We start from the raw sequence: 16,260 nt of genomic DNA, 5'->3' as shown, positions 1-16,260 counted from the left end.
CCCGATTACAGCGCCCCTGCCGCATGGAGCCAACAAAATGTCCCAATCGTCCCCCGTACCGGCCGCTCTCGACCGCACCGAAACCGTATTCCGCTTCCTCGCCGAGCCGTCGTCCGTGAACTTCGGCGGCAAGGTGCACGGCGGCGCGCTGATGAAATGGATCGACGAGGTTGCGTATGCTTGCGCGGCAGTCTGGTCGAGCCGCTATTGCGTGACGGTCAGCGTCGGCAACATCCGTTTCCAGCGTCCGATCCTGGTCGGCAATCTGGTCGAGTTGAAGGCGCGCGTGGTCGCGACGGGCCGCACCAGCATGCACATCCACGTATCGGTGCACGCCGGCGATCCGAAGGGCGGCGTGCTGCGCCAGACGACCGATTGCCTGGTCGTGTTCGTCGCGGTCGACGAGAACGGCAACCCGGTGCCGGTGCCGCCGTTCGTGCCCGAGACCGACGAGCAGAAAGTGCTCGCGAAGTATGCGGCCGACGTGCGGGCCGCGCTCGACAAGATCGTCGAGATGAAGCCGGAAGAGGTCGCGAAGGGCGCGGTCTGACCCGCCGGGCGCCGCGCATCGCGCCGCGCCCGCCTTCACGCCGTTACCGCGACCCGATCATCTGCTCCGGGCGCACCCACGCGTCGAATTCCGCCTCGGTCAGGTAGCCGAGCGCGAGCGCGGCCGCCTTCAGCGTTGTGCCTTCCTTGTGCGCCTTCTTCGCGATCTGCGCGGACTTGTCGTAGCCGATGTGCGGATTGAGCGCCGTCACGAGCATCAGCGATTCGTTCAGCAGCAGGTCGATCCGCGCGCGGTTCGGCTCGATGCCCACCGCGCAGTGGTCGTTGAAGCTCTGCGCGCCGTCGGCGAGCAGCCGCACCGATTGCAGCACGTTATGCGCGATCATCGGCCGGAACACGTTCAGCTCGAAATTGCCGCTCGCACCGCCGACGTTGACTGCGACGTCGTTGCCGAACACCTGGCAGCACAGCATCGTCACGGCCTCGGACTGCGTCGGGTTCACCTTGCCCGGCATGATCGAGCTGCCCGGCTCGTTTTCCGGAATCGACAGCTCGCCGAGCCCGCAGCGCGGGCCGCTCGCGAGCCAGCGGACGTCGTTCGCGATCTTCATCAGGCCGGCCGCGACCGTCTTCAGCGCACCGTGCGCGAACACCAGCGCGTCGGCGGCCGCCATCACCTCGAACTTGCTCGGCGCCGTCACGAACGGCAGCTTCGCGAGCCGGCCGATTTCGTCGGCGACGCGCACCGCGAACTCCGGATGGGCGTTCAGCCCCGTGCCCACCGCGGTGCCGCCGAGCGCGAGCTCGTACAGGTGCGGCAGCGCCGACTCGACGTGGCGGATGCTCTGGTCGAGCTGCGCAACGTAGCCGGAAAACTCCTGGCCGAGCGTGAGCGGCGTCGCGTCCTGCAGGTGCGTGCGGCCGATCTTCACGATGTCGGCGAACGCCTTCGACTTCGCATCGAGCGTCGTGCGCAGCGTGCGCAGCGCCGGCAGCAGATGATTGACGATCGCGTACGCGGCCGCGACGTGCATCGCGGTCGGGAACACGTCGTTCGACGACTGGCCCCGATTCACGTCGTCGTTCGGATGCACCTTGCGCGCCTCGCCTCGCTCGCCGCCCATCAGTTCGCTCGCGCGGTTCGCGATCACCTCGTTGAGGTTCATGTTGGTCTGCGTGCCGGAGCCCGTCTGCCACACCGCGAGCGGGAATTCGCGCGGATGCTTGCCGGCGATGATCTCGTCGGCGGCGTCGATGATCGCGCGCGCCTTGTCGTCGGCCAGCACGCCGAGCGACTGGTTCACGGCCGCCGCCGCGCGCTTGACGATCGCCAGCGCGTGGATCAGCTCGGGCGACTGCTTCTCGGTCGAAATCCGGAAATTCTGCAGCGAACGCTCGGTTTGCGCGCCCCACAGCCGGTCGGCCGGGACGGCGATCTCGCCGAACGTATCGCGTTCCATCCGAACTGCTTCGTTCATGATGCACTCCTCCAGGAAAGGGGAAAGGCCGCGCGTCGTTGCGCGGCATCAAACGTAATCAGACGTATCGTGAGGCAGTCGCGCCGCTTGCGCGGCGTCTTGGTCTTCAGCCGACTAGGATAGCGCCGGCGGCGATTTCGCGTCATGTCGCGCCTGGCGAGGCGCCGCGACGAGCGATGCGGTCTTGCGATGAAAGCGCCACGCCATCAGCGCGGCGACGCTCGCGAGGCCGGCCGCGAGTCCCCACCACAGGCCGCGCGCGCCGAGGCCCGCGTGGAACGCGAGCCAGTAGCCGGTCGGGAAGCCGATGCCCCAGTAGCCGAAGGTCGCGGCGAGCATCGGGATGCGCGTGTCCTTCAGGCCGCGCAGCGCGCCCGACGCGACGGTCTGCATCCCGTCGACGATCTGGAACACCGCCGCGATGCCGAGCAGCGACGCGGCGAGCGATACCGTGGCCATGTTGGCCGGATCGTCGAGGTGAAGGTACAGGCCGACGATGGCATGCGGCGCGACGATCATCACGAGGCCCGACAGCGACATGAACGCGACGCCGAGCGCGAGCGCGACGAAGCCCGCGTGCCGCGCGGCGACGGGCGAGCCCGCGCCGACCCAGTAGCCGACCCGGACGTTCGCGGCCTGGCCGATCGCGAGCGGCACCATGAACGACACGGACGCGACGTTCAGCGCGATCTGGTGCGCGGCCAGCGACGTCGCGCCCAGCACGCCGACCGTGAGGCCGGTCGCGAGAAACAGCGTCGATTCGACCCCGTACGTGATCGCGACGGGCCAGCCGATGCCGATCAGCTCGCCCATCATGGGCAGTTTCGGGCGCGCCGCGGTCACGAAATGGCGGAAGCGCTGCCGGCCGTGCAGCAGCCAGAGCAGCGCGAACGCGGTGAGCCAGATCGTGATCGTCGTCGCGACGGCCGAGCCGAGAAAGCCGAGGCGCGGCAGGCCGAACGCGCCGTGGATCAGCCCGTAGTTCAGCACGCCGTTGACGCCGACGCCGCCGACCGACACCCACAGCAGCCGCCGGGCGGCGCCGATCGCCGGCAGGAACGCGCGCATCAGCCCGACGCCGATCAGGCTGCCGAGCGCCGCGAAGCGCAGGATGCCCGTGTATTCGCCGACGTGATGAGCGAGCAGCGGCGGCTCGTGGAACATCAGCAGGATCGGTTCGGACAGCGACAGCGCGACGATGGCGGGAATCGCGAGCAGCACGGACAGGGCGAAGCCGGTCCAGTAGATGTGCGGCACCCGCTCGTCGGCCTTGGAGCCGCGCGCATGCGCGACGCTCACGCTGATCGACGACAGCACGCCTTGCAGAATGGTGACGATGACGAAGAAGAAGTTCGCGCCGAGCCCGCCCGCCGCGAGCGAATCGGGGCCGAGCGAACCGAGCAGCACCGTGTCGGTGACGCTCATCGCCATCTGGGAAAGTTGCGCGATCGCGAGCGGCGCGGCGAGGCGCGCGGTATCGGCGGCGTGACTGGACAGGGACGGCGGCGCGGCGGCCGTCCGCGTAAGACCGGAATGCGACATGGGATGGGCGCTCGCACGGGTGCGGGCCCGCGCTATATGTAGTTATTTTGAGAGACAACCAGCTTACGGCTTTATTCGCACCGTGTCGAACGCGCGCGCCGATGGCCATGTCGCGGAAAGGGGAACCGGCGCTATGCCTCGCGCACCGCGATGCGCGTGTCGCCGAGCAGCACGACCTGGCCTGCGCGGATCTTGCAGGTCTTGCGCAGCTCGACCGCGCCGTCTACTTTTACCGCGCCGGACGCGACGATCAGCTTTGCGGAGCCGCCGCTGTCCGCGAGGCCGGTGATCTTGAGAAGGTTGTGCAGCTCGACGTATTCGCCGGTCAGCGTGAAATCCAGGTTGGGCATGACGAAGAAGGCGCGCAAGGCGCGGGAGGAATCGCCTCGCATCATACGGCACCGCGGGCCGGCACGCGAGCGCGGAGGGGCGCGGTACGCCGGTGCGGGGAAGGGGCGTTGTTCGTCGGCAGGTGGAACGGCGGGTAACGGCCCGGGAGAGCCGAGAGCCTGCGGGTCTTTCGTCGTACCTGCCGCGTGTTGCGGCGAGGCGCGGCCGGCCGCATCGCTGCGGTTCGATCTGACGATTTTTCGTGGAGCAGGCCATGCGCCGGATTCGCGCGATGCTGATCGGTGCCGCGCCGACGGCGTTCGTCGTGTCGGACGCGTGTGCCGCGACGGGCGTGGCGGTGCAGGGCGCGGCCGGTGCCCATGCCCCCGTGGTGTGTCCGCCCGACGCACCGCGCAGCCAACGCTAGCCGGCTGCGCGCGCCGGGCGCGGCACCGCGACGGCGGCCCGGTTCGCGTCGTACGAACCGGGCCGCCGTCACATGTCCATGCGCAACGGCGTGCCGTTACGGCCGGCGCTGTCCCTGTCCCGGACCCTGCGCCGGTCGCGTGGCGGCCGGCGTGAATACGCTGCGCAGCCACGCGGCGAGCCGTGCAAAGACGTCGTACGGCTCCTCGACGAAGATCTCCGGCTTCAGCAGCCGCAGGTATTCCATGATCTGCTGCGCTTCCTGCTTCTGGAACGAGCCGTGCGCGAGACCGAGCCGGAGCAGCCCGCGCAGTTCGCCGAGCTTGTCGCGCGCGGTGCTGCCGACGCTCATCTCGCACGCGAGCTTGGCCTCGTAAATCCGTTGCCGCAGCGATTCCGCGAGCCGCCACGCGGGCGTCTGCATCAGTTCCTCGAGCGTCTGGATGTCCTGCGCCGCCCCCTTGATCTGCGACGCGAGCGGGTCGATCAGCGCCGGATCGGCCTGCGCTTCGGCGACGATTGCCTTTGCCCAGTCGCGGCAAGCCTTCGCGAGTTCGTCGGGCGTCCATTCGGAACGCGACGCGAAGCCGAAGCCGAATTCGCCGGCCTGTCGCATCAGGATCGCGACGACGTCCGGAAATTCCTTGTCGAGCGTGCGCTTTGCCCACGCGTACTGGCCGCCCTGCAGCATCCGCTGCACGGCGTGCTCGGTCAGCGGCACCATGTTGTCGAGCAGTTTGGCGCGCAGGAAATCCTCGAACGACGGCGTCGCGAACTGCGGGTCGAGCTTCAGCGACACGCGGACGAACGCATCGTAGTCCTTGCGCAGGGACTCGAGCGTGTCGTCCTTGAGGGAAAGGGTGATCTGGCCCATGAATCGTCTCGATGGCGGCCCGCGCAAGCCGGCGGCCGGCACGGCGCACCGGGGCGGGCGCAGCGTCGACTGACCGGTGCGCGACGAGGCCGGTGGCGGGTGTTCACCCCGTATATCGGCGCGCCGGGCGGAAACTTGAGCGCGCCGGGCCAAGCGCTCGCCCGCTCGCTCAGGCGGGCAGCCAGTGGGGCAGCACGACCCCTTGCCAGAGAAAGAACACCGCGAGGCCCGCCGCGATCGTCACGAGCGGGCGGCGGGTCGCCGCCGACACGAGCACGGCGGCGAGCGCGCCGACGAGCTGCGGATTGCGCCAGGTCAGCTCGGCCGCGCCGCCGTGCGGCGAGACGGCCATCGGCACGATGATCGCCGTCAGCACGGTGACGGGTACGAAGCCGAGCGCCGTCCGCACGAGCGGCGGGAAGGTCAGCCGTTCGCCGAACAGGAACAGCGTCGATCTGATCGCGTAGGTGATGACGGCCATCCCGAGAATCAGTAGCGCGTAGCTCACGATGCGGCCTCCGGGTGCGAGCCGGCGCGCGCGCGCTTGTGCAGCAGCGTGAGTGCGACGCCGATCGCGACGCCGGCGGCGACCGCGCCGAGCAGCCCGAGCTTGTAGGGCCAGCCTTGCCAGAAGCAAGCCAGCGTGCCGGCCGTCGCGGCCGCCGCGAAATAGCGCAGCGTGCCGAGCTGCGGGACGACGATCGCGATGAAGGTTGCCGCCATCGCGAAATCGAGGCCGAGCGACTGCAGGCCCGGGAACGCCGCGCCGAAGCCGATGCCCGCGAGCGTCCAGACCTGCCAGTTCAGGTACATCGCGAGCCCGGACCCGAAGAAGTAGTGGGGGCCGATGGTGCCCGGCGCGAAGTGCCGGTAGTGCGCGTAGGCGACCGCGAATACCTCGTCGGTCATCAGTGCGCCGAGCGTTGCGCGCCAGCGCAGCGGCAGGTGCGCGACATAGGGGGCGAGCGTCGCGCTGTACAGCAGGTGACGCAGGTTCACGATCAGCGTGGTGGCGAGCACGACGACGAAGCCCGCGCTGCCCGCGATCAGGCCGAGCGCAATGAACTGCGCGGAGCCCGCGAACACGGCGAGCGACATCAGCGCGCCATGCCATGCGGCAAGCGGGCCGCCGCCGACGAGCGTGCCGAAGATCACGCCGAACGGCGCGGCGCCGATCATCATCGGGATCGTGTCGCGTGCGCCGTCCAGCCATTCGTTGAGCGGGCGGCGAGCGGGCGATGCGGGTGTCGGATTCAAAGCGTATTCCTCCATGAACCGGAGGATAGCGGGCGGGCGAAAGGCGGGCTTGTATGTTCTTGCGCTTGCGGGATCGGGATCGGTGCGCGCCGACGCCGGCGGTATCGCGGCGCTCGCATGCCGGGCGGTGCGCGGAGGCCGCGGCGTCAGCGCGCCTGCCAGCGCCCGGGCGGCACGCCGAACATGCGTTTGAAGTGCCGGGTGAAGTGGCTTTGATCGACGAAGCCGCTGGCCGCCGCGACATCGGCGACCGGCACGCCCGCGCGCAACGGCGCCAGCGCGCGCTGCAAGCGCAGCTGGTTGCGCCAGGCATGCGGTGGCATGCCGGTTGTGCGCGTGAACAGGCGGGCCGCGTGGAACGGCGACAGCCCGGCCGCCAACGCGACTTCGTCGAGCGTCACCGTGCACGTGAGGTCGGCGGCGAGCCGCTCGCGCATCGCGTCGACGCGCGGTTCGTCCGCGGTGAGGCGCGCCGGTTGCGATTGCGCATTGGCGTGGCGCACGATCAGCGTCGACAGCGCGTCGAGCATTGCCGTCTCGGCGGCGAGCGGATCGTAGATGCGCACGGCGTCCGTCGTCGAGCTGCCTGCCGCGGGACCGCCTGCCGCCGGATCGTCGTCGGTCGGCGGATGCGCATGCGAGGGCCGGGTGTGTTCGCTGCCGGCCTCCATCATCCGGTGCGCGCGCGTGAGCCGGGCCGCAAGATCGACGTCGCGAATCACGTCGGGCGGGAACCACGGCGCGTCCTGCGGGCGGCCCGCGATCGCACTTGCGAGTTCGCGGATGAATTCGACCGGCATGTAGCCGACGCGGTAGCACCAGCCTTCATCGGCCGCGCGCGAACCCGTATGCACTTCGCCGGGATTGATCACGGGCACGGTGCCGGTTTCGGCGACGTAGCCGCTGCCGCGATAGGTGAAGCGTTCCGCGCCTTCGAGAATCACGGGGATCGTGTACGCGTCGTGCCAGTGGGGGGCGAACGTGTGATCGCGATAGGTGGCCGTGACGAGATCCGCGTCCGGCAGCAGCGGCGTGCGCCAGTAGCGTGCGGAATCTGGAAGGCGGAGCGCGGACATGATCGGGCGCGGGAGCGGTCGAACCGACAGTGTATCGCTCGCGCGTCCGGCCGGCGCGGGCTTTACTTGACCGGAATCGTCGTGCCGGCCGGCATCGGCACCGCGGTGACGGCGTTCTTCGGGCTGCCGCTGACGATGCGGTCGCTGTAGGTCAGGTAGACGATCGTGTTGCGCTTCGCGTCGACCACGCGCACGACGTGCAAGGTCTTGAAGATGAACGACATGCGCTCGCTGAACACGTCGGTTTGCTGCTTGAGCGGCTCCTTGAAGCTGATCGGGCCGACCTGCCGGCAGGCGATCGACGCCTCGCTCGGATCCTCGGCGACGCCGAGCGTGCCCTTGATCCCGCCCGTGCGGGCGCGTGATACGTAGCAGGTCACGCCGTTGACGACCGGATCGTCATACGCCTCGACGACCACGCGATCGGAGCCCGTGACGCGGAAATGGGTGTTGACGCTGCCGACTTCCTCCGCATGGGCAAGCGGTGCCGCGGCAAGCGCGGAGAGGAGCAGGGCGAGCGGGGCGGAGCGGAGGAGGCGGTGCTTCATCGACGTGACCGGATGCGAATGCGGGACAGAGACTCTAGCATGCGCATGCCCGTGCCACGAAAACGCGCGAGGCGGGCCGGAAAAACAAAAGGCCCGTCGAATGACGGGCCTTTCGCTGTCTGGCTCCCCGACCTGGGCTCGAACCAGGGACCTACGGATTAACAGTCCGGCGCTCTACCGACTGAGCTATCGGGGAATAAATCGGTATATCTGCGTGTTTGCGTACCAGCAAAAAGCCCGTCCACTTTCAACGGGCCTTTGCGTTTTTGGCTCCCCGACCTGGGCTCGAACCAGGGACCTACGGATTAACAGTCCGGCGCTCTACCGACTGAGCTATCGGGGAATAAATCGGTATATCTGCGTGTTTGCGTACCAGCAAAAAGCCCGTCCACTTTCAACGGGCCTTTGCGTTTTTGGCTCCCCGACCTGGGCTCGAACCAGGGACCTACGGATTAACAGTCCGGCGCTCTACCGACTGAGCTATCGGGGAATAAATCGGTATATCTGCGTGTTTGCGTACCAGCAAAAAGCCCGTCCACTTTCAACGGGCCTTTGCGTTTTTGGCTCCCCGACCTGGGCTCGAACCAGGGACCTACGGATTAACAGTCCGGCGCTCTACCGACTGAGCTATCGGGGAACAAACAACAGCAGAGAAACGAGATTGTATGGGGTGCTGGCTAAGCTGTCAACACCTTTGGGCTGCGGCGCACAAATTTTTTTGCAGCCGCCGCGCGATCAGCGTTCGAGCAGGTGCAGTTTGTCCTGCACGTCCTTCCACTCGTCCGCGTCGGCCGGTGCCGGCTTGGTCTTCGTGATCGACGGCCAGTCCTTCGCCAGCTCGGCGTTCAGCGCGGTGAATTGCTGCTGGTCGCCCGGAACGTCTTCTTCGGCATAGATCGCATTGGTCGGGCATTCGGCGACGCACACGGCGCAGTCGATGCACTCGTCCGGATCGATGGCGAGAAAGTTGGGACCTTCACGGAAGCAATCCACCGGGCACACATCCACGCAATCCGTGTATTTGCACTTGATGCAGCCTTCGGTCACAACGTGAGTCATTAAAACGCTCCTGCTTGGCGGTATATATGGGGTGGCGTATGCGCCAAAACCGGCATTGTAACTGAAGCGCAAAACCCGCATGGCGCGGTCGGCTATCCGGCTTATATCGTTTCGTGATTAGTTTATGGGGGCGCTTCGGGCCGGCCGCTGACAGTGCGCGCCGGCAAGACGGGCGTGCCGTGCGCGGGCGCGGCGGAGCGTATGGGGCAGGGCAAGCGGCGGTTTCGCGATGGTCGGGCCCGCATTCGGGTAACATGGCCGGCAGACCGGGCGGCGCGCGGTGCGCCGGGGCCCTGTCTCGATATTGGCGGTGCCGTAATCATGATCATCACCTCGCTGCTCGACACGGATCTCTACAAGTTCACGATGATGCAGGTCGTCCTGCATCACTTTCCCGCGGCAAGCGTGGAATACCGTTTCAGGTGCCGTACGCCCGGCGTCGATCTCGTGCCGTACATCGACGAGATTCGCGACGAGGTTCGCGGCCTGTGCGCGCTGCGTTTCACCGACGTCGAACTCGATTACCTGCGGCGGATGCGCTTCATCAAGAGCGACTTCGTCGATTTCCTCGCGCTGTTCCACCTGAACGAGAAGTACATCTCGATCACGCCGTCGCCGAAGGGCAACGGCGAGATCGACATCGAGATCGCGGGGCCGTGGCTGCACACGATCCTGTTCGAGATTCCGGTGCTCGCGATCGTCAACGAAGTCTATTTCCGCAACACGCAGCGCGAGCCCGACTATCGCGAGGGCCGCGAGCGGCTGCGCGACAAGATCAAGCTGCTCGGCGCGAAGCCCGAGTTCGCCGACTGCAAGATCGCCGACTACGGCACGCGCCGGCGCTTCTCGAAGGTCTGGCACGAGGAGGTCGCGCTCACGCTGCGCGACGGCCTGGGCCCGCAGTTCGCGGGCACCAGCAACGTGCTGTATGCGATGAGGCACGGCATCACGCCGCTCGGCACGATGGCGCACGAGTACCTGCAGGCGTGCCAGGCGCTCGGCCCGCGGCTGCGCGATTCGCAGGTCTACGGTTTCGAGATGTGGGCGAAGGAATACCGCGGCGACCTCGGAATCGCGCTGTCGGACGTCTACGGAATGGATGCATTCCTGAACGACTTCGACATGTACTTCTGCAAGCTGTTCGACGGCGCGCGCCACGATTCGGGCGATCCGTTCGACTGGGGCGAGCGCATGGTGCGCCATTACGAGTCGAACCGTTGCGACCCGCGCACCAAGGTGCTGGTGTTCTCGGACGCACTCGACATCCCGAAGGTCATGCAGCTGTACGAACGGTTCCGCGGCCGCTGCAAGCTCGCGTTCGGCGTCGGCACGAACCTCACCAACGATCTCGGTTACGTGCCGCTGCAGATCGTGATCAAGATGGTTCGCTGCAACGGCCAGCCGGTCGCGAAGCTGTCGGATTCTCCTGGCAAGAGCATGTGCGACGACAAGGCTTATCTCGCATACCTGCGTCAGGTGTTCGGCATCGCGCAGCCGGTCGAGGAAGACGCGTCGAAGTAAGTCCTGGCCGAACGGCCGAAGCTGCGGCGCGGCGGGGGTGGCCGGTATAATCCGACGGTATCCCCCGCCAACGTCACGAGGACCGTTCATGGACACTTCCGCTGCCCGTCGCCAGATCCTCGCGCGCATTCGTGCGGCGCAGGGGCGCGCGGCCGAACCCGATGCGGCGGAGCGCGACGGCGTCGCCGACTATCTCGCCCGTCATCCGCAGGGCCCGCGTCCGCCGGCGCCGGCCGATCTCGTCGCAGCATTCGTCGACGAGGCGGCGCGCCTGTCGACCACGGTCGACGAAGTCGCGACGCTTGCCGATGTCCCGGCCGCCGCGGCCCGCTACCTTTCTGCCCATGGCTTGCCGATGCAGGCCGTTGCATGGCGCACGCTGGCCGATTTCGACTGGGCGGGCGCCGGCCTGTCGGTCGAATGCCGCAAGCCGCGGGATGGCGACCTGGTCGGTCTCACGGGCTGTTTTTGCGCGACCGCCGAAACCGGTTCGCTGGTGCTGCTGTCCGGCCCCGACACCTATGCGTCTGCCGGCCTGTTGCCGGAAACGCACGTCGCGATCGTGCCGGCGTCGCGGATCGTCGCCGGTCATGAAGACGCGTTTGCACTGATCCGCGCCGAGCGCGGCGAATTGCCGCGCGCGGTCAATTTCGTGTCGGGCCCGTCGCGCACGGGCGACATCGAGCAGACCATCGTACTGGGCGCGCACGGCCCGTACCGCGTTCACGCGATCGTCGTACGGGGCGCATGACGCGCCCGCCGCATCCACCACTCGAACAAGGAAGTTCTGCATGAAACGACATGCCGCCTGGGCGGGCATGGCGTCGGGAATCGCGCTTGGCGCCGTTCCCGCGCTCGCATCGGCCGCAACGCTCGACGGTGCCACGCTGTCCGCGCTCTGGGGCGTCCCGTTCGCCGGGATCCTGCTGTCCATCGCGCTGTTCCCGCTCGTCGCCCCCGTGTTCTGGCATCACCATTTCGGCAAGATCGCCGCCGGGTGGGCCGTCGCGTTCCTGATTCCGTTCGCGTTCGCGTTCGGCGCGGGTACCGCGTTCGGTACGCTCGTGCACGCGCTGCTGGAGGAATACATTCCGTTCATCGTGCTGCTTACCGCGCTCTATACGGTCGCGGGCGGCATCTGCGTGAACGGCAACCTGCACGGGTCGCCGAAGCTGAACACCGCGATCCTCGCGCTCGGCACGCTGCTCGCGAGCGTGATGGGTACGACGGGTGCCGCGATGCTGCTGATCCGGCCGTTGCTGCGCGCCAACGACAACCGCAAGCATGTCGTGCATGTCGTGATCTTCTTCATCTTCCTCGTCGCGAACGCGGGCGGCTCGCTGTCGCCGCTCGGCGATCCGCCGCTGTTCCTCGGCTTCCTGAACGGCGTGAGCTTCTTCTGGACGACGACGCATCTCGCGTTGCCGATGCTGTTCATCTGCGCGGTGCTGCTGACGCTGTTCTTCGTGCTCGACACGTATTTCTATCGCAAGGGCGGCGAGGAGCGGCCGGCCGCGCTCGACCCGACGCCCGACGGTGCGGCACTGTCGATCGACGGCAAGGTCAACTTCGTGCTGCTCGCGGTCGTGGTCGCACTCGTGCTGATGAGCGGGATCTGGAAGCCGGGCATCACGTTCGACGTATGGGGCACGCACGTCGCGCTGCAGAACCTCGTGCGCGACGTCGCGCTCGTTGGGGTGACGTTCGCGTCGCTTGCGCTGACGCCGCGCTCCGCGCGTGAAGGCAACGCGTTCAACTGGGCGCCGATCGAGGAGGTCGCGAAGCTGTTCGCGGGGATCTTCGTGACCATCGCGCCGGTGATCGTGATCCTGCGCGCGGGGGCGGACGGTGCGTTCGCGCAGATCGTCCATCTCGTCACGGGGCCGGACGGCAAGCCGATCGATGCGATGTACTTCTGGGCGACGGGCATCCTGTCGTCGTTCCTCGACAATGCGCCGACCTATCTGGTGTTCTTCAATCTCGCGGGCGGCGATGCGCAGACGCTGATGACGGCCGGCGCGTCGACACTCGCCGCGATTTCCGCGGGCGCGGTGTTCATGGGCGCGAACAGCTATATCGGCAACGCGCCGAACTTCATGGTGAAGGCGATCGCCGAGTCGCGCGGCGTGAAGATGCCGAGCTTCTTCGCGTACCTCGGCTGGGCGCTCGTCGTGCTGATACCGGTATTCCTGCTGACGTCGTGGCTGTTCTTCACGGCGTAAGCGGACGATTTCAACCTCGAGCGGGCGGTCCCGGCGACGCACGGCGCGTCGCGAGCCGTCCGCGGCATGCGGAGATGGCGATGCAGAAGATCCTGGTCGCACGTCCGATCTTTCCGGACGTGATCGAGCGGCTCAAGCAGTATTTCGAAGTCGACTGGAACGACGGCGACGCGCTTGCGCCCGACGCGCTCGCCGCGCGTCTGGCCGACAAGGACGGCGCACTGACGGCCGGCGACCCGGTCGGCGCGGCGACGCTCGCGGCGGCGCCGCGCCTGCGCGTCGTGGCGAACATGGCGGTCGGCTACAACAACTTCGACATGGCCGCGTTCAACGCGGCGCACGTGCTCGGCACCAACACGCCCGACGTGCTGAACGAGTCGACCGCCGATTTCGGCTGGGCGCTGATGATGGCCGCCGCACGCCGGATCGCCGAATCCGAGCACTGGTTGCGCGCCGGCCACTGGCAGAAGTGGGCGTACGACGGTTTCCTCGGCACCGACATTTACGGTTCGACGCTCGGCATCATCGGGATGGGCCGCATCGGCCAGGCGCTCGCGCGACGCGCGCGCGGCTTCGGGATGCAGGTGGTCTATCACAACCGCTCGCGGGTCGCGCCCGGGATCGAGGCCGACCTGAACGCCGAGTACCTGTCGAAGGATGCGCTGCTCGCACGCGCCGATCACGTCGTGCTCGTGCTGCCGTATACGAAGGAGAACCATCACACGATCGGTGCGGCCGAGCTCGCGAAGATGAAGCCCACCGCGACGCTGACCAACATCGCGCGCGGCGGGATCGTCGACGACGCGGCGCTGGCCGTCGCGCTGCGTGACGGAACCATCGCCGCGGCCGGCCTCGACGTATATGAAGGCGAGCCGACGGTTCATCCGGCGCTGCTCGAGGTGCCGAACGTGGTGCTGACGCCGCATATCGCGAGCGCGACCGAGAAGACGCGCCGTGCGATGGCGAACCTTGCTGCCGACAACCTGATCGCCGCACTGGGCGAGGGGCCGCGCGCGGGGCAGCCGCCGAATCCGATCAACCCTGACGTGATCGGGAAGCCGCGCGCATGACGATGACGTTGTTGCTTGCGGCGGTCGTCGTGCTGGCCGTCGCGCTCGCGGTGGCGATCGTCGCGCTCGTGCGCGGCGGTGGCCGCCACGACGATGCGGCCGTGCTCGGGGACCAGATCGAAGACGCCGCGCATGCGCAGGCGCGTGCCGTCGAGCGTCTCGAGCGCGAATTGCGCGGCGAGATCGTCGAGAACGCGCGCGGCTCGCGCACCGAGCTGGCCGGCAGCTTCGCCCAGCTTCAGCAGACGCTCGCCGCACAGCTGACGAGCGTGGCGACCGTGCAGAACAACCAGATAGAAGGGTTCGCGCAGCAGCTCGGCAAGCTCGTCGCCGGCAATGCGCAGCAGTTCGACGCGATGCGCGAGAGCGTGCAGCGCCACGCGCAGCAGGCGCGCGAGGAGCAGACGGGCGCGCTCAGGCTGTTCGGCGATACGTTGAACCGGCAGCTCACGCAACTGACCGAGGCGAACGACCGCCGGATCGGCGAGGTGCGCGCCACGCTCGAACAGCGCTTGAAGGAAATCGAGACCAACAACGCGGCGAAGCTCGAGGAGATGCGCCGCACCGTCGACGAGAAACTGCACGCGACGCTCGAACAACGGCTCGGCGAATCGTTCAAGCTCGTATCGGACCGGCTCGAACAGGTTCATCGCGGGCTCGGCGAGATGCAGACGCTCGCGGCGGGCGTCGGCGACCTGAAGAAGGTGCTGACCAACGTGAAGACGCGCGGCACCTGGGGCGAAGTGCAGCTCGAGGCGCTGCTCGAACAGATGCTGACGCCCGAGCAGTACGCGAAGAACGTCGCGACGGTGCCCAAGAGTAGCGAGCGCGTCGAGTTTGCGATCCGGCTGCCGGGGCGCGAAGCGGGCACGCGCGATGCGCCGCCCGTGTGGCTGCCGATCGACGCGAAATTCCCGCGCGAAGACTACGAGCGGCTGATCGACGCACAGGAGCGCGCCGACGCGGCGGCGGTCGAGGAGGCGGCCCGTGCGCTGGAGGCGCGTGTGCGGCTCGAGGCGCGCACGATCGCCGAGAAATACGTCGCGCCGCCGCACACGACGGATTTCGCGCTGCTGTTCCTGCCGACCGAAGGGCTCTACGCGGAGATCCTGCGCCGCCCGGGCCTGACCGACTTGCTGCAGCGCGACTATCGCGTGACGGTCGCCGGGCCGACGACGCTCACCGCGTTGCTGAACAGCCTGCAGATGGGCTTCCGCACGCTCGCGATCGAGCAGCGCTCGAGCGAGGTGTGGCAGGTGCTCGGTGCGGTCAAGACGGAGTTCGGCAAGTTCGGCGATGTGCTCGCGCGCACGAAGTCGCAGCTCGAGACGGTCACGCGTTCGATCGAGGCCGCCGAGCAGCGCACGCGCGTGATGAACCGCAAGCTGAAGCAGGTCGAGGCGCTGCCGGGCGACACGGCGGCCGGGTTGCTCGGCGCGGAAGGGGCCGACGGCGCCGATGCGGACGATGCCTGACGCAAGTCGCCGTCCCGGCTGAAACGACAACGGGCGCCGCAGCGCCCGTTGTCGTTCGACGCGATCGCCGGCAGGGCCGGCCCGCGCTCAATGTCCGGCGAGCGTGTCCAGCGCGTCCCCCGTCAGGCGTACGATGCGCCAGTCGGGCAGTACGGTCGCGCCCATCTTTTCGTAGAAATCGATCGCCGGCTGGTTCCAGTCGAGGACCGACCATTCGAAGCGCCCGCAACGGCGCTCGACGGCCAGCGCCGCGAGGTGCCGCAGCATAGCGGTGCCGAGCCCCGTCCCGCGCTGCGACGGCCGCACGTACAAATCCTCGAGATAGAGGCCGCGACGGCCGAGGAACGTCGAATAGTTGTGGAAGAACAGCGCATACGCGACGATCTCCCCGTCGTGCTCGGCCACCCGGGCTTCGGCGGCGGGCCGCTCGCCGAACAGCGCGTCGGCGAGATCGGCCTCGGTCGCGACGAACAGGTGCGTGAGCTTTTCGAACTCGGCCAGTTCGCGCATCAGCGCGAGGATCGCGCCGACGTCGCGCGCTTCGGCCGCGCGGATTCGCGGCGTGCCGCTCACGCTTCCTCCGGCGGATCGGACAGCACGATTTCGATGCCGCCGAAACGCGATGCGACCCAGTTGTACGCATGGCACGCGATCCACAGCAGCACGAAACCGAGGATGGCGTTCAGCAGCAGCGCGCTCAGGATCGTGCTCAGTTCGACCATCCCGTAGCGGACGTACGCGACCAGAATGCCGAGCAGCACGATCGGCACGCTGAACGTCAGGTAGACCAGGATCAGCGCTTTTGCGGTCTGACCCGCGGCGATCGACGAAATTTGTTTCTTCATGTGCGGATTGCCCCCGTAGAGATATAC

The 16,260-nt window shown here is 67.7% G+C and carries 18 protein-coding genes and 4 tRNA genes; 7 read left to right on the top strand and 15 right to left on the bottom strand.

Annotated features, from left to right (window positions below; translation table 11 throughout):
• Positions 1 to 37: 37 nt before the first annotated feature.
• Positions 38 to 550: an acyl-CoA thioesterase gene (locus tag GQ57_RS21210; protein WP_031399991.1), complete on the top strand. Its 513-nt coding sequence runs from the start codon at positions 38 to 40 to the stop codon at positions 548 to 550.
• Positions 551 to 593: 43 nt separating this feature from the next.
• Here the strand turns inward: GQ57_RS21210 and fumC are convergent, their stop codons facing one another.
• From fumC to GQ57_RS21195, 3 genes are all read right to left on the bottom strand, one after another.
• Positions 594 to 1,988 carry a class II fumarate hydratase gene (gene fumC / locus GQ57_RS21205; protein ID WP_031399992.1) on the bottom strand — a complete coding sequence of 465 codons (1,395 nt, stop codon included), beginning with the start codon at positions 1,986 to 1,988 and terminating at the stop codon, positions 594 to 596.
• A gap of 114 nt (positions 1,989 to 2,102) precedes the next feature.
• The gene (norM, locus tag GQ57_RS21200) at positions 2,103 to 3,530 is read right to left on the bottom strand and encodes a multidrug efflux MATE transporter NorM (protein WP_052001421.1); all 1,428 of its coding nucleotides are present in this window, start codon (positions 3,528 to 3,530) and stop codon (positions 2,103 to 2,105) included.
• Between the two features lie 131 nt (positions 3,531 to 3,661).
• The gene (locus tag GQ57_RS21195) at positions 3,662 to 3,880 is read right to left on the bottom strand and encodes an RNA-binding S4 domain-containing protein (protein ID WP_021159725.1); all 219 of its coding nucleotides are present in this window, start codon (positions 3,878 to 3,880) and stop codon (positions 3,662 to 3,664) included.
• 254 nt (positions 3,881 to 4,134) lie between these two features.
• Between GQ57_RS21195 and GQ57_RS43085 the strand changes: the two genes are divergently transcribed.
• Positions 4,135 to 4,287 carry a hypothetical protein gene (locus tag GQ57_RS43085; RefSeq protein ID WP_160257543.1) on the top strand — a complete coding sequence of 51 codons (153 nt, stop codon included), beginning with the start codon at positions 4,135 to 4,137 and terminating at the stop codon, positions 4,285 to 4,287.
• 96 nt (positions 4,288 to 4,383) lie between these two features.
• Here the strand turns inward: GQ57_RS43085 and GQ57_RS21185 are convergent, their stop codons facing one another.
• The 10 genes from GQ57_RS21185 to fdxA form a co-directional block, all read right to left on the bottom strand.
• Positions 4,384 to 5,160: a DUF4088 family protein gene (locus tag GQ57_RS21185; RefSeq protein WP_031399994.1), complete on the bottom strand. Its 777-nt coding sequence runs from the start codon at positions 5,158 to 5,160 to the stop codon at positions 4,384 to 4,386.
• A gap of 169 nt (positions 5,161 to 5,329) precedes the next feature.
• A complete protein-coding gene (locus tag GQ57_RS21180; protein ID WP_034198922.1) occupies positions 5,330 to 5,668 on the bottom strand; it encodes an AzlD domain-containing protein in 339 nt (112 codons plus the stop codon).
• Positions 5,665 to 6,432 carry an AzlC family ABC transporter permease gene (locus GQ57_RS21175; protein WP_034198921.1) on the bottom strand — a complete coding sequence of 256 codons (768 nt, stop codon included), beginning with the start codon at positions 6,430 to 6,432 and terminating at the stop codon, positions 5,665 to 5,667. The genes GQ57_RS21180 and GQ57_RS21175 overlap by 4 nt, the downstream gene beginning before the upstream one ends.
• 131 nt (positions 6,433 to 6,563) lie before the next feature.
• Complete coding sequence (locus GQ57_RS21170) at positions 6,564 to 7,493, bottom strand: AraC family transcriptional regulator (RefSeq protein WP_034198920.1); 930 nt, start codon at positions 7,491 to 7,493, stop codon at positions 6,564 to 6,566.
• Between the two features lie 62 nt (positions 7,494 to 7,555).
• On the bottom strand, positions 7,556 to 8,041 hold the full coding sequence (locus tag GQ57_RS21165) for a CreA family protein (protein WP_031399998.1): 486 nt from the start codon (positions 8,039 to 8,041) through the stop codon (positions 7,556 to 7,558).
• A gap of 120 nt (positions 8,042 to 8,161) precedes the next feature.
• A tRNA-Asn gene (locus tag GQ57_RS21160) sits at positions 8,162 to 8,237 on the bottom strand.
• 71 nt (positions 8,238 to 8,308) lie between these two features.
• Positions 8,309 to 8,384 (bottom strand) — tRNA-Asn (locus GQ57_RS21155).
• A 71-nt stretch (positions 8,385 to 8,455) separates the two neighbouring features.
• Positions 8,456 to 8,531: transfer RNA gene (locus GQ57_RS21150), tRNA-Asn, on the bottom strand.
• A 71-nt stretch (positions 8,532 to 8,602) separates the two neighbouring features.
• Positions 8,603 to 8,678: transfer RNA gene (locus GQ57_RS21145), tRNA-Asn, on the bottom strand.
• A 98-nt stretch (positions 8,679 to 8,776) separates the two neighbouring features.
• On the bottom strand, positions 8,777 to 9,100 hold the full coding sequence (fdxA, locus tag GQ57_RS21140; RefSeq protein ID WP_011351384.1) for a ferredoxin FdxA: 324 nt from the start codon (positions 9,098 to 9,100) through the stop codon (positions 8,777 to 8,779).
• A 321-nt stretch (positions 9,101 to 9,421) separates the two neighbouring features.
• Here fdxA and pncB point away from each other — a divergent pair, with 321 nt between their 5' ends.
• The 5 genes from pncB to rmuC all read left to right on the top strand — a co-directional run bounded on the left by pncB (position 9,422) and on the right by rmuC (position 15,388).
• Positions 9,422 to 10,621, top strand: a complete 1,200-nt coding sequence (pncB, locus tag GQ57_RS21135) for a nicotinate phosphoribosyltransferase (protein ID WP_031399999.1) — start codon at positions 9,422 to 9,424, stop codon at positions 10,619 to 10,621.
• Positions 10,622 to 10,709: 88 nt separating this feature from the next.
• Positions 10,710 to 11,372, top strand: a complete 663-nt coding sequence (locus GQ57_RS21130) for a LutC/YkgG family protein (protein WP_031400000.1) — start codon at positions 10,710 to 10,712, stop codon at positions 11,370 to 11,372.
• Between the two features lie 40 nt (positions 11,373 to 11,412).
• On the top strand, positions 11,413 to 12,843 hold the full coding sequence (locus GQ57_RS21125) for a sodium:proton antiporter (protein ID WP_034198919.1): 1,431 nt from the start codon (positions 11,413 to 11,415) through the stop codon (positions 12,841 to 12,843).
• Positions 12,844 to 12,923: 80 nt separating this feature from the next.
• The gene (locus tag GQ57_RS21120) at positions 12,924 to 13,913 is read left to right on the top strand and encodes a 2-hydroxyacid dehydrogenase (RefSeq protein WP_034198937.1); all 990 of its coding nucleotides are present in this window, start codon (positions 12,924 to 12,926) and stop codon (positions 13,911 to 13,913) included.
• Positions 13,910 to 15,388 carry a DNA recombination protein RmuC gene (gene rmuC / locus GQ57_RS21115; RefSeq protein ID WP_034198918.1) on the top strand — a complete coding sequence of 493 codons (1,479 nt, stop codon included), beginning with the start codon at positions 13,910 to 13,912 and terminating at the stop codon, positions 15,386 to 15,388. The genes GQ57_RS21120 and rmuC overlap by 4 nt, the downstream gene beginning before the upstream one ends.
• Positions 15,389 to 15,475: 87 nt before the next feature.
• Here the strand turns inward: rmuC and GQ57_RS21110 are convergent, their stop codons facing one another.
• Positions 15,476 to 15,961, bottom strand: a complete 486-nt coding sequence (locus GQ57_RS21110; RefSeq protein ID WP_031400004.1) for a GNAT family N-acetyltransferase — start codon at positions 15,959 to 15,961, stop codon at positions 15,476 to 15,478.
• Positions 15,958 to 16,233, bottom strand: coding sequence for a hypothetical protein (locus tag GQ57_RS21105; RefSeq protein ID WP_006401288.1), 276 nt, complete (start codon positions 16,231 to 16,233; stop codon positions 15,958 to 15,960). The genes GQ57_RS21110 and GQ57_RS21105 overlap by 4 nt, the downstream gene beginning before the upstream one ends.
• Between the last annotated feature and the right edge of the window lie 27 nt (positions 16,234 to 16,260).

Origin of the sequence: Burkholderia sp. MSh2 (genome assembly GCF_000731655.1) — a bacterium.
Taxonomy (GTDB): domain Bacteria; phylum Pseudomonadota; class Gammaproteobacteria; order Burkholderiales; family Burkholderiaceae; genus Burkholderia; species Burkholderia paludis.
The sequence above is the reverse complement of the archived record's forward strand: the minus strand, read 5'-3'. Positions and strand labels throughout refer to the sequence as shown.

Coding starts and splice junctions, on each gene's coding strand:
- GQ57_RS21210 (WP_031399991.1), top strand. CDS start 38: ATGTCCCAATCGTCCCCCGTACCGGCCGCTCTCGACCGCACCGAAACC.
- fumC (WP_031399992.1), bottom strand. CDS start 1,988: ATGAACGAAGCAGTTCGGATGGAACGCGATACGTTCGGCGAGATCGCC.
- norM (WP_052001421.1), bottom strand. CDS start 3,530: ATGTCGCATTCCGGTCTTACGCGGACGGCCGCCGCGCCGCCGTCCCTG.
- GQ57_RS21195 (WP_021159725.1), bottom strand. CDS start 3,880: ATGCCCAACCTGGATTTCACGCTGACCGGCGAATACGTCGAGCTGCAC.
- GQ57_RS43085 (WP_160257543.1), top strand. CDS start 4,135: ATGCGCCGGATTCGCGCGATGCTGATCGGTGCCGCGCCGACGGCGTTC.
- GQ57_RS21185 (WP_031399994.1), bottom strand. CDS start 5,160: ATGGGCCAGATCACCCTTTCCCTCAAGGACGACACGCTCGAGTCCCTG.
- GQ57_RS21175 (WP_034198921.1), bottom strand. CDS start 6,432: ATGGAGGAATACGCTTTGAATCCGACACCCGCATCGCCCGCTCGCCGC.
- GQ57_RS21170 (WP_034198920.1), bottom strand. CDS start 7,493: ATGTCCGCGCTCCGCCTTCCAGATTCCGCACGCTACTGGCGCACGCCG.
- GQ57_RS21165 (WP_031399998.1), bottom strand. CDS start 8,041: ATGAAGCACCGCCTCCTCCGCTCCGCCCCGCTCGCCCTGCTCCTCTCC.
- fdxA (WP_011351384.1), bottom strand. CDS start 9,100: ATGACTCACGTTGTGACCGAAGGCTGCATCAAGTGCAAATACACGGAT.
- pncB (WP_031399999.1), top strand. CDS start 9,422: ATGATCATCACCTCGCTGCTCGACACGGATCTCTACAAGTTCACGATG.
- GQ57_RS21130 (WP_031400000.1), top strand. CDS start 10,710: ATGGACACTTCCGCTGCCCGTCGCCAGATCCTCGCGCGCATTCGTGCG.
- GQ57_RS21125 (WP_034198919.1), top strand. CDS start 11,413: ATGAAACGACATGCCGCCTGGGCGGGCATGGCGTCGGGAATCGCGCTT.
- GQ57_RS21120 (WP_034198937.1), top strand. CDS start 12,924: ATGCAGAAGATCCTGGTCGCACGTCCGATCTTTCCGGACGTGATCGAG.
- rmuC (WP_034198918.1), top strand. CDS start 13,910: ATGACGATGACGTTGTTGCTTGCGGCGGTCGTCGTGCTGGCCGTCGCG.
- GQ57_RS21105 (WP_006401288.1), bottom strand. CDS start 16,233: ATGAAGAAACAAATTTCGTCGATCGCCGCGGGTCAGACCGCAAAAGCG.